This window comes from Microbulbifer hainanensis, assembly GCF_014904735.1.
GTDB classification, from domain to species: Bacteria; Pseudomonadota; Gammaproteobacteria; order Pseudomonadales; family Cellvibrionaceae; genus Microbulbifer; species Microbulbifer hainanensis.
The window spans coordinates 1-16,014 of sequence record NZ_JACZCR010000059.1 but is presented as its reverse complement, the minus strand read 5'-3'; the positions used below and the strand labels follow the sequence as shown (position 1 = coordinate 16,014).

Here is a 16,014-nt window from a genome sequence, read left to right as displayed (position 1 = left end):
CCCGATCGCCATGGAAGATGGCCTGCGCTTCGCGATCCGCGAAGGTGGCCGTACCGTTGGTGCTGGCGTAGTTGCCAAGATCATCGAGTAAATCTTGATGTCGCGCCGCCGGGTTCGCCGGCGGCGCACTTTGCCAAATGTGGGGAAGGGTGTTAACATCCGCCTCCACATTTTTGGGCGCTACGGTGTCCTTGCTTGTTCTAGGCCAGTAGTTCAATTGGTAGAGCACCGGTCTCCAAAACCGGCTGTTGGGGGTTCGAGTCCCTCCTGGCCTGCCAACTTTCCAATCGCCCTGCCTGTTTTGTGCCTGAGGGCGTCGCAGATTCCTACATTTGGTGGGGTTTGTGTTTGTAAGCGCTAAGGGCTTCTTTATATGAGTGCTAAAGTAGAGGCGAAAACGTTTCGTCTTGACGGCCTGAAGTGGCTGCTGGTAGTGCTGTTGGTCGGCGCTGCTGTCGCTGGCAATTCCTATTACGCTGCATTTCCCCTCCTGTATCGCGTCCTGGCCATCGTGGCAATCTGCGTCGTGGCTCTGGTAGTGGCAGTCAATACTGCCAAGGGTAATGCTTTCTGGAATCTGTTGCGTGAAGCGCAGACGGAAGTGCGTCGAGTTGTCTGGCCGTCACGCCAGGAAGCGACCCAGACCACAATGATTGTTGTGGTGTTCGTGTTGATTATGGCGCTAATTCTATGGGCGCTGGATTCCGCCCTGGGTTGGGCTGCCTCCAAGCTCATCGGCTAAAGGTTGACGCATGTCTAAGCATTGGTACGTGGTTCAGGCTTACTCCGGGTATGAGAAGCGCGTGGCGTCTTCTCTGAAGGAGCGCATTGAGCTGCACGAAATGGATCACCTTTTTGGTGAAGTGCTGGTGCCCACCGAGGAAGTGGTGGAAATGCGCGCCGGCCAGAAGCGCAAGAGCGAGCGCAAGTTCTTCCCCGGCTATGTGCTGGTGGAGATGGAGCTGAACGACGACACCTGGCATCTGGTGAAAGAGACGCCGCGTGTGCTGGGCTTTATCGGTGGCAAGGCGGACAAGCCCGCGCCGATTACTGATCGCGAAGCGCAGGCTATCCTGAATCGTATCGACGATTCTGTCGACAAGCCGAAGCCCAAGACCCTGTTCGAGCCGGGCGAGATGGTGCGAGTCACCGACGGTCCGTTCAACGATTTCAACGGTGTCGTGGAAGAGGTGAATTACGAGAAGAGTCGCCTGCGCGTAGCAGTGCTGATCTTCGGTCGTTCCACGCCGGTAGAGTTGGAGTTTGGTCAGGTAGAGAAGACCTGATCGCGACATGAGGTTATCAGCCCTCTTCCGCCGCTGGGTGGGAGAGGGCTTTCGCGTCCCTGAATGTTTCGTGGCAATTTGTACGGTTGCGCGAATGTCGGGGCAAAAGGGGAGCTGAGCGTTGTGGCCTGACCTGTCGGGCTGTGCAGCGCAGGCGTTACCACCCAAACAAAGAGGAAGCTGTAATGGCTAAGAAAGTAGAAGCTTATATCAAGCTGCAAGTGAAGGCCGGTCAGGCCAACCCGAGCCCGCCCGTCGGCCCCGCGTTGGGTCAGCACGGCGTAAACATCATGGAGTTCTGTAAGGCGTTCAACGCACAGACCCAGGGTATCGAGCCGGGCCTGCCGGTGCCGGTTGTGATCTCTGTATACAGCGATCGCTCCTTCACCTTCATCATGAAGTCTCCGCCCGCCGCAGTACTGCTGCGCAAGGCTGCGAAGATCAAGAGCGGTTCTGGTCGTCCGAACACTGAAAAAGTGGGCAAGGTTACCCGCGCTCAGCTGGAAGAAATCGCGACTGTCAAAATGGCAGACCTCACTGCATCCGATATGGACGCGGCCGTGCGCACTATCGCCGGTTCTGCGCGCAGTGCTGGTATCGACGTGGAGGGCGTGTAAATGGCCAAACTGAGCAAGCGTCAGCGCGCAATCGCTGAGAAAGTAGAACTGGGCAAAGCCTACGGCATGGAAGAAGCGGTAGCTCTGCTGAAAGAACTGTCCAACGTCAAGTTTGCCGAGACTGTGGATGCGTCCATCAACCTGGGCATCGATCCGCGCAAATCCGACCAGGCGGTTCGCGGTGCGACCACTCTGCCGCACGGCACTGGTAAAGACGTACGCGTAGCTGTCTTCACCCAGGGTGCCAACGCCGACGCCGCTAAAGAAGCGGGCGCCGAGCTGGTAGGCATGGACGAGCTGGCTGCTGAAGTCAAAGCCGGCAAGATGGACTTTGACGTAGTGATCGCCTCTCCGGATGCGATGCGCGTTGTCGGTCAGCTGGGTCAGATCCTCGGCCCGCGCGGCCTGATGCCGAACCCGAAAACCGGTACCGTAACTCCGGACGTTGCCACTGCAGTGAAAAATGCCAAAGCCGGTCAGGTGCGTTTCCGCGCTGACAAGGGCGGCATCATCCACGGTGGTATCGGCAAGGTTGGTTTTGACGCGAGCGCGCTGAAAGAAAACCTGGAAGCGCTGGTTGCCGACCTGAAAAAGGCCAAGCCGGCTTCCGCCAAGGGCGTGTATCTGAAGAAGATCACCCTGAGCACTACCATGGGCCCGGGTCTGACCATCGACCAGGCTTCGCTGGATATCAAGTAATCCAGCATTAAAGAACTTTGGGGTCCGCTGTGTCTCGGCGCAGCGGGTCGTCAAAGACCGTAGGTGCTGCAGTGATTCGAGGTTTAATCGCTGTGGCTTAATCCGAAACCGGGCCAGGCTGGCCAATAGCGGTTTCGAGCCTACGCAGACGGTGTCGCCCAAACCAGTATTTTTACTGGATTTGAGCTTTATGCACCGGAACGGATCGGAAATTTAATTTCCGGTTTTTTTCAAATCCAGGAGTGACACTATGGCTATTGGACTCGTAGACAAGAAAGCGATTGTCGCAGAAGTCCAGCAAGCTGCTTCGGGCGCTCTGTCGGCGGTAGTTGCGGATTCCCGCGGCGTTACCGTGAACGACATGACTGCCCTGCGCAAAGAGGCGCGCGACAACGGCGTTTGGCTGAAAGTCGTCCGTAATACTCTGGCGCGTCGCGCTCTGGCCGGTACCGAATTCGAATGTCTCATCGAGAAATTCGTCGGTCCTAGCATCATTGCATTTTCCAACGAACACCCGGGTGCCGGCGCGCGCATCCTGAAAGAGTTCGCCAAAGGCAATGACAAGCTGGAACTGAAAGGTGCCGCCTTCGAAGGCGTAGCTACTGACGTCGCATTGTTGGCAAGCCTGCCGACATACGACGAAGCTATCGCCAAGCTGATGAGCGTTATGAAAGAAGCATCTGCTGGCAAGCTGGTTCGCACTATTGCGGCCGTACGCGACCAAAAAGAGCAGGAAGCTGCGTAATCATTTCGCGTAGCGAAATAGCGGTTTTCAAAGACCTTTTAAATGAATTGACGAGCAGCTTACTGCTCACACAAATCAGGTACTGACAAATGTCTCTGACTAAAGAAGATATCATCAACGCGATCGCCGAAATGTCCGTTAAAGACGTTGTTGAGCTGATCGAAGCTATGGAAGAGAAGTTCGGCGTAACTGCTGCTGCAGCAGTAATGGCCGGTCCGGCTGGCGGCGAAGCTGCTGCTGAAGAGAAGGACGAGTTCGACGTAATCCTGACTTCTGCTGGCGAGAAGAAAGTGAACGTGATCAAGGTTGTTCGCGGCATCACTGGCCTGGGTCTGAAAGAAGCCAAGGCACTGGTCGACGGCGCTCCGAGCCCGCTGAAAGAAGGCGTGAGCAAAGACGAAGCCGAAGCAGCGAAGAAAGAGCTGGAAGAAGCAGGCGCAGCTGTAGAACTGAAGTAATTCGGTTGTTGCGATGCTCCGCTGTCCGCCGGTTTGACCGGCGGGTGGCGGCAAGGCTGGTGGGTATTGCCCGCCGGCCTTTTTGCCGTTTGCGGCATTGAGGATTGAACGTGTCCGGTGGCGGGTAAATGACTGCCCGGGCGTGGATTACACCTTAACGCAGTCGGCGCGCTACTGAAAAGCGCAAATGTCCGAGAGGTTTCCGATCATTGTAGCGAGCGCTGTCATGATCAGAGGCTTCTCGCCCGGGCGAGTTTCGCACCGCCGGTTCGCCGGCCGAAGCTCCACGAAGTCTTGTCACCGATCAAGCTGGGGAATATGAATGGCTTACTCATACACTGAGAAAAAACGTATCCGCAAGGATTTTGGCAAACTGCCTAAGGTCATGGATGTGCCTTTCCTGCTTGCGATACAGCTGGATTCTTATCGCAATTTCACACAGGCCGATAAGCGCCCCGACGAGCGCTTCGATGTCGGTCTGCAGGCGGCGTTCAAGTCCGTATTTCCGATTGTCAGCTATTCCGGCAACGCCGCGCTGGAATACGTCAGCTACACGCTGGGTAAGCCTGCTTTCGACGTCAAGGAATGTACCCTGCGCGGCGTGACCTACGCGTGCCCGCTGCGCGTGCGTGTTCGCCTGATCATCTATGATAAAGAGTCTGCCAATAAGTCCATCAAGGACATCAAAGAGCAGGAAGTGTACATGGGCGAAATTCCGCTCATGACTGATAACGGTACCTTTGTAATCAACGGTACCGAGCGTGTGATCGTGTCCCAGTTGCACCGTTCCCCGGGTGTGTTTTTCGATCACGACAAGGGCAAGACACATTCCTCCGGCAAGCTGTTGTACGCTGCGCGCGTCATCCCCTACCGCGGCTCCTGGCTGGACTTCGAGTTCGACCCGAAAGACCTCGTCTACGTGCGCATCGACCGTCGCCGCAAACTGCCGGCGACCATTCTGCTGCGCGCCCTGGGTTATACCTCCCAGGAAATGCTGGAAATGTTCTTCGAAACCAGCAAATTCGACCTCAATGAAGACAGTGTCAGCCTGGACCTGATTCCATCGCGTCTGCGCGGCGACGTTGCCTCCTTCGATATCAAGGACGGCAAAGGCAAGGTCATCGTCGAGGAAGGCCGCCGTATCACCCCGCGTCACATCCGCCAGCTGGAAAAGGCCGGCGTCGAGCGCCTGGAAGCACCGCTGGAATACCTGTACAGCCGCGTGCTCGCACATGACATCGTCGACGAGTCCACCGGTGAAGTAGCTGTCGAGTGTAACGCTGAAATCACCGAAGAGGTGGTGGCGAAGATGCGTGCGCTGAACATCAAGAAGTTCGAGACGCTCTACACCAATGACCTGGATCGCGGTCCGTTTGTTTCCGACACCCTGCGCGCGGATCCGTCGCGCACCCAGTTGGAAGCGCTGGTGGAAATTTACCGCATGATGCGCCCGGGCGAGCCGCCGACTAAAGAGTCCGCGGAATCCCTGTTTGAAAACCTGTTCTTCACCGACGAGCGCTACGACCTGTCCGCAGTAGGTCGGATGAAGTTCAACCGCCGTCTGGGTCGCGAAGACGAAACCGGCCAGGGCACCCTGAGCAGGGAAGATATCGTCGACGTACTGAAGACGCTGATCGATATCCGCAACGGTCAGGGTATGGTCGACGACATCGACCACCTGGGTAACCGCCGTGTGCGTTCCGTGGGTGAAATGGCCGAAAACCAGTTCCGCGTGGGCCTGGTTCGCGTTGAGCGCGCGGTAAAAGAGCGCCTGTCCATGGCCGAGTCCGAAGGCCTGATGCCGCAGGACCTGATCAACGCCAAGCCGGTGGCCGCTGCGGTGAAGGAATTTTTCGGTTCCTCCCAGCTGTCCCAGTTCATGGACCAGAACAACCCGCTGTCGGAAGTGACTCACAAGCGTCGTGTATCCGCACTCGGCCCGGGCGGTCTGACCCGCGAGCGCGCCGGCTTCGAAGTGCGCGACGTGCACCCGACCCACTACGGTCGCGTGTGTCCGATTGAGACGCCGGAAGGCCCGAACATCGGTCTGATTAACTCGCTGGCCACCTATGCCCGCGCCAACCACTACGGTTTCCTCGAGAGCCCGTACCGCAAGGTTGTCGGTGGCCAGGTGACTGACGATATCGAATACCTGTCCGCGATCAACGAGGCCAACTACGTGATCGCCCAGGCGTCCGCTGCCGTGGACGACAATGGCCGCTTCACCGACGATCTGGTCAGTGTGCGCCATCACAACGAGTTCAGCCTGAAAACGCCGGACGAAATCCAGTACATGGATGTGTCTGCGCGCCAGGTGGTTTCCGTGGCCGCGGCGATGATTCCGTTCCTCGAGCACGATGACGCCAACCGTGCCTTGATGGGCTCGAACATGCAGCGTCAGGCGGTGCCGACACTGCGCGCCGACAAGCCGCTGGTGGGTACCGGTATGGAGCGCACGGTAGCGCGCGACTCCGGTGTCTGTGTCGTCGCCAAGCGCGGCGGTGTGATCGAACGTGTCGATGCCAGTCGTGTCGTGGTTCGCGTAGCCGACGACGAGGTGGAAGCGGGCGACGCAGGTGTGGATATCTACAACCTGACCAAATACACCCGTTCCAACCAGAACACCTGTATCAACCAGCGCCCGATCGTAATGACTGGCGACGTGGTAGAGCGTGGCGACATTCTCGCCGACGGCCCGTCCGTTGACCTGGGTGAGCTGGCTCTGGGCCAGAACATGCGCATCGCGTTCATGCCCTGGAACGGCTACAACTTCGAGGACTCCATCCTCATTTCCGAGCGCGTGGTGCAGGAAGATCGCTTCACCACCATCCACATTCAGGAGCTGACCTGTATTGCCCGCGACACCAAGCTGGGCAGCGAGGAAATCACTGCGGATATCCCCAACGTGGGCGAATCCGCGCTGAACAAGCTCGACGAGTCCGGCATCGTGTATATCGGTGCGGAAGTGGGTGCCGGCGATATCCTGGTGGGCAAGGTGACACCGAAAGGTGAAGCCCAGCTGACGCCGGAAGAAAAACTGCTGCGCGCCATCTTTGGTGAGAAGGCGTCCGACGTTAAAGACACTTCCCTGCGTGCACCGAGCGGTACCCGCGGTACCGTGATCGACGTTCAGGTCTTCACCCGTGACGGCCTGCAGAAAGACCAGCGTTCCATCGATATCGAGAAGGCGCAGCTGGACGAGGTCCGCAAGGACCTGAACGAAGAGTACCGCATTGTCGAGGGCGCGACTTTCGAGCGTCTACAGGCTGCCCTGGAAGGCCAGAAGGTTGCCGGTGGCAAGGGCGTCAAGAAGGGTGATGTGCTCTCTGCGGACGTGCTGGCCAACCTGCCGCGCGAAGACTGGTTCAAGCTGCGTATGGCCGAAGAGAGCCTGAACGAGCAGCTGGAAAAAGCCGAAGCGCAGCTGAAAGAGCGTCGCAAGTTGCTCGACGAAGCCTTCGAGGACAAGAAGAAAAAACTGGAGTCCGGCGACGACCTGGCTCCGGGCGTGCTGAAGATCGTCAAGGTTTACCTGGCGATCAAGCGCCGCATCCAGCCAGGTGACAAGATGGCCGGTCGCCACGGTAACAAGGGCGTGATCTCTGTGATCAAGCCGGTCGAAGACATGCCTTACGATGAGAACGGCGAGCCGGTCGATATCGTACTGAACCCGCTGGGTGTTCCCTCGCGGATGAACGTCGGTCAGGTACTGGAAATGCACCTGGGTATGGCGGCCAAGGGTCTCGGCGTGAAGATCGATCGCATGATCAAAGAGCAGCAGGAAGTTGCCAAGGTCCGCGGTTTCCTGGAAGAGGTCTACAACTCCACTGGTGGCCGTGTGGAAGACCTGAATGAGCTGACCGACCAGGAAGTGCTGGCGATGGCGGAAAACCTGCGCAAGGGTGTACCGATGGCCACGCCGGTATTTGACGGCGCCGATGAAAGCGAGATCAAGAAGCTTCTGCGTCTCGCCGACATCCCGGACTCCGGTCAGATCAGGCTGCACGATGGCCGTACCGGTGACGCCTTCGAGCGTCCGGTTACCGTGGGCTACATGTACATGCTGAAGCTGAACCACCTGGTGGACGACAAGATGCACGCACGTTCCACCGGCTCCTACAGCCTGGTTACCCAGCAGCCGCTGGGTGGTAAGGCGCAGTTCGGTGGTCAGCGCTTCGGGGAGATGGAGGTCTGGGCACTGGAAGCCTACGGTGCCGCCTACACCCTGCAGGAAATGCTCACGGTTAAATCCGATGACGTGGAAGGCCGGACCAAGATGTACAAAAACATCGTGGACTCCGACCACCGTATGGAACCGGGTATGCCGGAATCCTTCAACGTACTGGTCAAGGAAATCCGCTCGCTCGGCATGAACTTCGAGCTTGAGCACGAGTAAGAACGGTCCGTTGTTGGATTAAGTAGACAGAGACCGGCGGCCCCGCAGAAATCGGGTCGCCGGCCCACCCGGCTCAAAATGCTGCAAGCCGGGTTGACTACCCCCTAGTGGAGGAAAGGCCTTGAAAGATTTGTTAAACCTGGTGAAAGACCGGGAACAGCTGGAAGAGTTTGACGCTATCCGTATCGGTCTGGCTTCGCCGGACATGATTCGCTCCTGGTCCTACGGCGAAGTGAAAAAGCCGGAGACCATCAACTACCGTACCTTCAAGCCGGAGCGCGAAGGCCTGTTCTGTGCCAAGATCTTTGGCCCGGTGAAGGACTACGAGTGCCTGTGCGGCAAGTACAAGCGCATGAAGCACCGCGGCATCATCTGCGAGAAGTGCGGCGTTGAAGTGACCAAAGCCAAGGTTCGCCGTGAGCGCATGGGCCACATTGAACTAGCCAGCCCGGTTGCGCACATCTGGTTCCTGAAGTCCCTGCCGTCCCGTATCGGTCTGCTGCTGGACATGACCCTGCGCGATATCGAGCGTGTGCTGTACTTCGAATCCTACGTGGTAACCGAACCGGGTATGACTACCCTGGAGCGCGGTCAGCTGCTGAACGACGAGCAGTACTTCGAGGCGATGGAAGAGTTCGCCGATGAGTTCGAAGCCAAGATGGGCGCCGAGGCGATCCAGGAGCTGATGCACGACATCGACCTGCCGTCTGAAATCCAGCGCCTGCGCGAAGAGATTCCGGCGACCAACTCCGAGACCAAGATCAAGAAGCTGTCCAAGCGTCTGAAGCTGCTGGAAGCCTTCTACAAGTCCGGCAACAATCCGGAGTGGATGATCATGCAGGCTCTGCCGGTACTGCCGCCGGATCTGCGTCCGCTGGTACCGCTGGACGGTGGTCGTTTCGCGACCTCCGACCTGAACGATCTGTACCGTCGCGTGATCAACCGTAACAACCGTCTGAAGCGCCTGCTTGAGCTGAATGCGCCGGACATCATCGTGCGCAACGAAAAGCGCATGCTGCAGGAGTCCGTGGACGCACTGCTGGACAACGGCCGTCGCGGCCGCGCCATCACCGGCTCCAACAAGCGCCCGCTGAAGTCCCTGGCCGACATGATCAAGGGTAAGCAGGGTCGTTTCCGTCAGAACCTGCTGGGTAAGCGTGTCGACTACTCCGGCCGTTCCGTGATCGTAGTTGGTCCGACCCTGCGCCTGCACCAGTGCGGCCTGCCGAAGAAAATGGCCCTGGAGCTGTTCAAACCGTTCATTTTCGGCAAGCTGGAAACCCGCGGCCTGGCCACCACCATCAAGGCGGCCAAGAAAATGGTCGAGCGCGAAGAAGCGGTGGTATGGGACATCCTCGACGAAGTGATTCGCGAGCACCCGGTTCTGCTGAACCGCGCCCCGACCCTGCACCGTCTGGGTATCCAGGCGTTTGAGCCGGTGCTGATTGAAGGTAAGGCGATCCAGCTGCACCCGCTGGTATGTGCGGCCTACAACGCCGACTTTGACGGTGACCAGATGGCGGTACACGTACCGCTGACCATCGAGGCGCAGCTGGAATCCCGCGCGCTGATGATGTCCACCAACAACATCCTGTCGCCCGCCAACGGCGAGCCGATCATCGTGCCGTCCCAGGACGTGGTACTGGGTCTGTACTGGATGACTCGCGAACGCGTCAACGATAAGGGCGAAGGCATGTCCTTCTCCGATATCAAGGAAGTGAGCCGCGCTTACTACGCCAAGCAGGTTGGCCTGCAGGCGAAGATCAAGGTGCGCATCCGCGAAGCGGCCATCGGTGAAGACGGCGAGAAGCATGAGACCCTCAAGCTGTACGACACTACCGTCGGCCGCGCACTGCTGTGGAATATCGTTCCGGATGGCCTGACCTTCGATATGGTCAACCAGCCGATGAAGAAGAAGGCGATCTCGCGCATTCTGAACCTGTGCTACCGCCTGGTGGGCCTGAAGGCGACCGTCATTTTTGCCGACCAGCTGATGTACACCGGTTTCGATTTCTCCACCAAGTCCGGTTCCTCCATCGGTGTGAACGACTTCGAGATCCCGGCTGCCAAAGCCGAGCTGATCGCAGCCGCCGAGGCGGAAGTGAAGGAGATCGAGACTCAGTTCGCCTCCGGTCTGGTAACTGCCGGTGAGAAATACAACAAGGTCATCGACGTCTGGTCTCGTACCAATGACAAGGTGACCCAGGCGATGATGGCCGGTATCAAGAAAGAGCCGGTGATCGATCGCGACGGCAACGAGACCGAGCAGGACTCGTTCAACTCCGTCTACATGTACGCCGACTCCGGCGCTCGTGGTTCCGAGGCGCAGATTCGCCAGCTGGCGGGTATGCGTGGCCTGATGGCGCGTCCGGATGGCTCGATCATCGAGAACGCCATTACCGCGAACTTCCGTGAAGGTCTGAGCGTACTGCAGTACTTCATCTCGACCCACGGTGCTCGTAAAGGTCTGGCGGATACCGCCTTGAAGACGGCGAACTCCGGTTACCTGACCCGCCGTCTGGTGGATGTAGCCCAGGACGTGGTGATCACCGAGGTTGACTGTGGCACCGACGACGGCCTGACCATGGCGCCGGTGATCGAGGGTGGTGACGTAATCGAGTCCCTCGGTGACCGTATCCTCGGCCGCGTCGTGGCGCGCGATGTGCTGAAGCCGGGTACCGACGAGATCGCCGTTTCTGCGGGCACCATGATCGACGAAGCCTGGGTGGAGCGTATCGAAAGCATGGGTATCGACGAGGTCATCGTGCGTTCGCCGATCACCTGTGAGACCGCCCACGGTATCTGTTCCCAGTGTTACGGTCGCGACCTGGCTCGCGGTCACCGCGCCAACTCCGGTGAGTCGGTCGGCGTTGTCGCCGCCCAGTCCATCGGTGAGCCGGGCACCCAGCTGACCATGCGGACCTTCCACATCGGTGGTGCGGCGAGCCGTGCGTCCGCTGCGGACAGCATCCAGGTCAAGCAGGGCGGTACCGTACGCCTGCACAACGTGAAGACGGTCAAGACCGAGAAAGGGCACCTGGTTGCGGTATCCCGCTCCGGTGAACTGGCTCTGGCCGACAGCGCCGGACGCGAGCGCGAGCGCTACAAGCTGCCCTACGGTGCCAACATCAGCGTGGACGAAGGGTCTGAAGTCGACGGCGGCCAGATCGTGGCCAAGTGGGATCCGCACACCCACCCGATCATCACCGAGGTTGCCGGCTGGGTGAAACTGTCCGGCATGGAAGATGGTCTGTCCATCCGCAAGACCACTGACGAACTGACTGGTCTGTCCTCCATTGAGGTGATCGATCCGGCCGAGCGTCCGTCTGCCGGTAAAGATCTGCGTCCGGCCGTTACCCTGGTCGACGAGAACGGTGAAGAGCTGACTCTGGCCAACAGCAACGCGCCGGCGCACTATGCGCTGCCGCCTCGCGCCATCCTGAGCCTGAAGGACGGCGACAAGGTGAATGTCGGTGACGTTATCGCCCGTATTCCGCAGGAATCCGGCGGTACCAAGGACATCACCGGTGGTCTGCCGCGGGTTGCCGACCTGTTCGAAGCGCGCAAGCCGAAAGAGCCGTCCATCCTGGCGGAGATCTCCGGTACCGTGTCCTTCGGCAAGGAGACCAAAGGCAAGGTACGCCTTCAGATCACCCCGACCGACGGCAAGCCGCTGGCGAACGGCAAGGATCACTACGAAGTGCTGATCCCGAAACACCGCCAGCTGACCGTGTTCGAGGGCGAGACCGTGGAGAAGGGCGAGGTTATCTCCGATGGCCCGTCCAACCCGCACGACATTCTGCGCCTGAAAGGGGTGGAAGAGCTGGCGCGCTATATTACCAATGAGATCCAAGAGGTTTACCGCCTCCAGGGTGTGGGCATCAATGACAAGCACATCGAAACGATCGTGCGTCAGATGCTGCGCAAAGTGGAGATCCTCGAAATGGGTGACTCCGAGTTCATCAAAGGTGACCAGGTGGAGTACCAGCGGGTCATCGAAGAGAACGAGCGCCTGCGCGCCGAGAACAAGCAGCCGGCACAGTTCGAGCGCCTGCTGCTGGGTATCACCAAGGCGTCACTGGCCACCGAGTCCTTCCTGTCCGCGGCCTCCTTCCAGGAGACCACCCGTGTACTGACCGAAGCGGCAGTAACCGGCAAGGAAGACAGCCTGCGCGGCCTGAAGGAAAACGTCGTTGTGGGTCGCCTGATCCCGGCCGGTACCGGCCTGGCGTACCACACCGAGCGCAAGCGCAAGCGCAGCCTGCAGCTGGAAGAGGGTTACGGAGAAGGCCCGTCCGCGGCAGAGGTGGAAGCGGCCCTGACCGAGGCTCTGAAGTCCTCCGGCGAGTAACTTCCGCTCGGCCCGCCCCGTTCGCGGGGCGGGATCCCGCGGGTACCCAGGTGCCCGCGGGGACCAAGAATTGGCAATGGGCAGCAGATGTTAGTACTTACTAGCGCTGCCAATTGACTAGGGGCGCCGCCGACTATAGAATGCGGCCCCCGCATATGTGGGGTGTGCTGTCCGGCTTTCAGGCCAGCGGTACACACAGACGACTGGGCCCCCGCTGTCGAGGTGGGGGCGTTTTATTTTTGGAGTGATTTTTAATGGCAACGATCAACCAGTTGGTTCGTAAGCCGAGAAAACGCAAAGTCGAAAAAAGCGACGTTCCCGCTCTGCAGGCCAGCCCGCAGCGTCGTGGAGTTTGCACTCGTGTGTACACCACTACACCGAAGAAGCCGAACTCTGCACTGCGCAAGGTTTGCCGTGTGCGCCTGACCAACGGTTACGAAGTAACTTCGTACATCGGTGGTGAAGGCCACAACCTGCAGGAGCACAGCGTGGTACTGATTCGCGGCGGTCGTGTAAAAGACCTGCCGGGTGTGCGCTACCACACTGTACGCGGTGCACTTGACTGTGCTGGCGTAAACGATCGCAAGCAGGGCCGTTCCAAGTACGGTGCCAAGCGTCCTAAGGGTTAATAACCCTTTATCGATCTAATGCGTTTCGGTTTCCAACCGGAGTAAGGCTGAGCTCGCCGAGTTGTATTTGTTTACGGCGGCGTCTCAGAGTAACCCTGAAGAGAGGCAATCCCATGCCAAGAAGACGAGTAGTCGCCAAGCGCGAAGTACTGCCCGATCCCAAATTCGGCAACGTCACCCTGGCCAAGTTCATGAACCACGTCATGATCAGCGGCAAGAAATCTGTTGCAGAGAGCATCGTATACGGTGCCCTGGACATGGTTTCGGAAAAACTTAACAAAGACCCTATCGAAGTTTTCGAGGAGTCCCTGGAAAATATCGCGCCTATGGTGGAAGTGAAATCCCGCCGTGTTGGTGGTGCGACTTATCAGGTGCCGGTAGAAGTGCGTCCCTCGCGCCGCATGGCTCTGGCAATGCGTTGGCTGGTTGAGTTCTCCCGTAAGCGCGGTGAGAAGTCCATGGCTCAGCGTCTGGCCAACGAAATGATCGACGCTTCCCAGAACAAGGGCGGCGCGGTCAAGAAGCGTGAAGACGTACACCGTATGGCGGAAGCCAACAAGGCGTTCTCTCACTACCGCTTCTAAGCCTCATGAAACTTTCCATGAGACATTAATACCGAAAGGCAGCACGGAAATTCCAGGCTGCCTTTTGCCGTTATATCGAGGATACAACTGTGGCACGTAAAACGCCTATCGAACGTTATCGCAATATCGGTATCTGCGCCCACGTAGATGCCGGTAAGACCACCACCACCGAGCGCGTACTTTTCTATACCGGTCTGTCCCACAAAATCGGTGAGGTGCACGAAGGCGCCGCAACCATGGACTGGATGGAGCAGGAGCAGGAGCGTGGTATCACCATTACTTCTGCGGCGACCACCTGTTTCTGGGCCGGTATGCAGCAGCAGTTCCCGCAGCACCGCGTCAACATCATCGACACTCCCGGACACGTTGACTTCACCATTGAAGTAGAGCGTTCCCTGCGTGTACTCGACGGTGCCGTCGTCGTACTGTGTGGCTCTTCTGGTGTACAGCCGCAGACCGAGACCGTATGGCGCCAGGCCAACAAGTACGAAGTGCCGCGTATGGTCTTCGTCAACAAGATGGACCGCGCCGGTGCAGACTTCCGCAAGGTTATTGGCCAGCTGAAAACCCGTCTGAACGCCAACGCCGTGCCGTTGCAGATGACCATTGGCTCCGAAGACGAGTTCAAGGGTGTTGTCGACCTGGTGAAGATGAAAGCCATCCTGTGGAACGAAGAAGACATGGGTATGACTTTCGACTACGCCGATATCCCGGCCGACATGCAGGACGAGTGCGAAGAAATGCGCGAGTTCCTGATGGAAGCGGCTGCGGAAGCCAGCGAAGAGCTGATGGAAAAATACCTGGAAGAAGGTGAGCTGACCGAAGAAGAAATCAAGTCAGCTATCCGTCAGCGCACCCTGGCCAATGAAATCGTACCGGTTCTGGGCGGCTCTGCGTTCAAGAACAAGGGCGTACAGGCCATGTTGGACGCGGTTATCGAATACCTGCCGGCGCCAACCGAAGTTCGCGCGATCGAAGGTACTCTGGAAGACGGCGAAACCGTTGAAACCCGCGAAGCCGACGACAATGCGCCGTTCGCAGCGCTGGCATTCAAAATTGCGACCGACCCCTTCGTTGGTACCCTGACTTTCTTCCGCGTTTACTCCGGTAAGCTGGAGAGCGGCACCGCGGTATACAACTCCGTGAAGATGAAGAAAGAGCGCGTCGGCCGTATGGTGCAGATGCACTCCAACGACCGTAAAGAGATCAAGGAAGTACTGGCGGGCGACATCGCTGCTGCGATCGGCCTGAAGGACGTGACCACCGGTGACACCCTGTGTGCTGAAAACGCCAAGATCGTTCTCGAGCGCATGGAATTCCCGGAGCCGGTAATTTCCGTGGCGGTAGAGCCGAAGTCCAAGCCGGACCAAGAAAAAATGGGCATCGCTCTGGGCAAGCTGGCTCAGGAAGACCCGTCTTTCCGCGTGAAGACCGACGAAGAGACTGGCCAGACCATCATCTCCGGTATGGGTGAGCTGCACCTGGACATCATCGTCGACCGTATGCGTCGCGAATTCAACGTGGAAGCCAACATCGGTAAGCCGCAGGTGGCCTACCGTGAAACTATCCGCAACACCTCTGAGATCGAAGGCAAGTTCGTTCGTCAGTCCGGTGGTCGCGGTCAGTACGGTCACGTATGGGTGAAGTTCGAGCCGGCCGAAGACGAGTCCCAGGAAGGTCTGGAATTCGTCAACGAAATCGTGGGCGGTGCGGTACCGAAGGAATACATCCCGGCGGTACAGAAAGGTATCGAAGAGCAGATGCAAAACGGCGTACTGGCGGGCTACCCGCTGCTGGGCCTGAAAGCGACCCTGTACGACGGTTCCTTCCACGATGTGGACTCCAACGAAATGGCGTTTAAAATCGCCGGCTCCATGGCCACCAAAAAGCTGGCCCAAGTTGGCGGTGCAGTACTGCTCGAGCCGATGATGAAGGTGGAAGTGGTTACCCCGGAAGAGAACATGGGTGACGTGGTCGGCGACCTGAACCGTCGTCGCGGCCTGATCCAGGGCATGGAAGACAGCTCTTCCGGCAAAGTCGTCAACGCGGAAGTGCCGCTGGCGGAAATGTTCGGTTACGCAACTGACCTGCGTTCTGCGACCCAGGGTCGCGCCACGTACACCATGGAGTTCCTGAAGTACGCGGAAGCGCCCAAGAACGTTGCCGATGACATCATCGCAAAAAACAAAGCTTAAGCTTTAAACCCTTTACAAACTTTTAGTTAGAGGATCCTGAAAATGGGTAAAGAG

12 protein-coding genes and 1 tRNA gene are annotated in these 16,014 nt (G+C 58.4%); all 13 read left to right on the top strand.

All coding sequences use genetic code 11. The annotated features are described in order from the left end of the window. A partial coding sequence (locus tag IG168_RS20225; protein ID WP_023007569.1) for an EF-Tu C-terminal domain-related protein occupies window positions 1-91 on the top strand: 91 nt, incomplete at its 5' end. A gap of 111 nt (window positions 92-202) precedes the next feature. Next, window positions 203-278: transfer RNA gene (locus tag IG168_RS20220), tRNA-Trp, on the top strand. A 95-nt stretch (window positions 279-373) separates the two neighbouring features. Then, window positions 374-742, top strand: a complete 369-nt coding sequence (gene secE, locus IG168_RS20215) for a preprotein translocase subunit SecE (RefSeq protein ID WP_193166422.1) — start codon at window positions 374-376, stop codon at window positions 740-742. Window positions 743-752: 10 nt separating this feature from the next. Then, entirely contained in the window at window positions 753-1,286 is a 534-nt protein-coding gene (gene nusG / locus IG168_RS20210) for a transcription termination/antitermination protein NusG (RefSeq protein WP_193166421.1), read from the top strand. Between the two features lie 185 nt (window positions 1,287-1,471). Further along, on the top strand, window positions 1,472-1,903 hold the full coding sequence (rplK, locus tag IG168_RS20205) for a 50S ribosomal protein L11 (protein ID WP_193166420.1): 432 nt from the start codon (window positions 1,472-1,474) through the stop codon (window positions 1,901-1,903). Further along, the gene (gene rplA, locus IG168_RS20200) at window positions 1,904-2,602 is read left to right on the top strand and encodes a 50S ribosomal protein L1 (RefSeq protein WP_193166419.1); all 699 of its coding nucleotides are present in this window, start codon (window positions 1,904-1,906) and stop codon (window positions 2,600-2,602) included. Window positions 2,603-2,852: 250 nt separating this feature from the next. Then, the gene (gene rplJ, locus IG168_RS20195; RefSeq protein ID WP_193166418.1) at window positions 2,853-3,347 is read left to right on the top strand and encodes a 50S ribosomal protein L10; all 495 of its coding nucleotides are present in this window, start codon (window positions 2,853-2,855) and stop codon (window positions 3,345-3,347) included. A gap of 89 nt (window positions 3,348-3,436) precedes the next feature. Next, entirely contained in the window at window positions 3,437-3,805 is a 369-nt protein-coding gene (rplL, locus tag IG168_RS20190; RefSeq protein ID WP_226877189.1) for a 50S ribosomal protein L7/L12, read from the top strand. Between the two features lie 322 nt (window positions 3,806-4,127). Then, entirely contained in the window at window positions 4,128-8,201 is a 4,074-nt protein-coding gene (rpoB, locus tag IG168_RS20185) for a DNA-directed RNA polymerase subunit beta (protein WP_193166417.1), read from the top strand. Between the two features lie 121 nt (window positions 8,202-8,322). Next, window positions 8,323-12,552 carry a DNA-directed RNA polymerase subunit beta' gene (gene rpoC, locus IG168_RS20180; RefSeq protein ID WP_193166416.1) on the top strand — a complete coding sequence of 1,410 codons (4,230 nt, stop codon included), beginning with the start codon at window positions 8,323-8,325 and terminating at the stop codon, window positions 12,550-12,552. A gap of 254 nt (window positions 12,553-12,806) precedes the next feature. Continuing rightward, on the top strand, window positions 12,807-13,181 hold the full coding sequence (gene rpsL, locus IG168_RS20175) for a 30S ribosomal protein S12 (RefSeq protein WP_067150990.1): 375 nt from the start codon (window positions 12,807-12,809) through the stop codon (window positions 13,179-13,181). 113 nt (window positions 13,182-13,294) lie between these two features. Continuing rightward, window positions 13,295-13,765 (top strand): 30S ribosomal protein S7, encoded by a 471-nt coding sequence (rpsG, locus tag IG168_RS20170; RefSeq protein ID WP_067087073.1) that lies wholly within the window; start codon window positions 13,295-13,297, stop codon window positions 13,763-13,765. 89 nt (window positions 13,766-13,854) lie between these two features. Then, window positions 13,855-15,960, top strand: coding sequence for an elongation factor G (gene fusA, locus IG168_RS20165; protein WP_193166415.1), 2,106 nt, complete (start codon window positions 13,855-13,857; stop codon window positions 15,958-15,960). Window positions 15,961-16,014 lie beyond the last annotated feature (54 nt).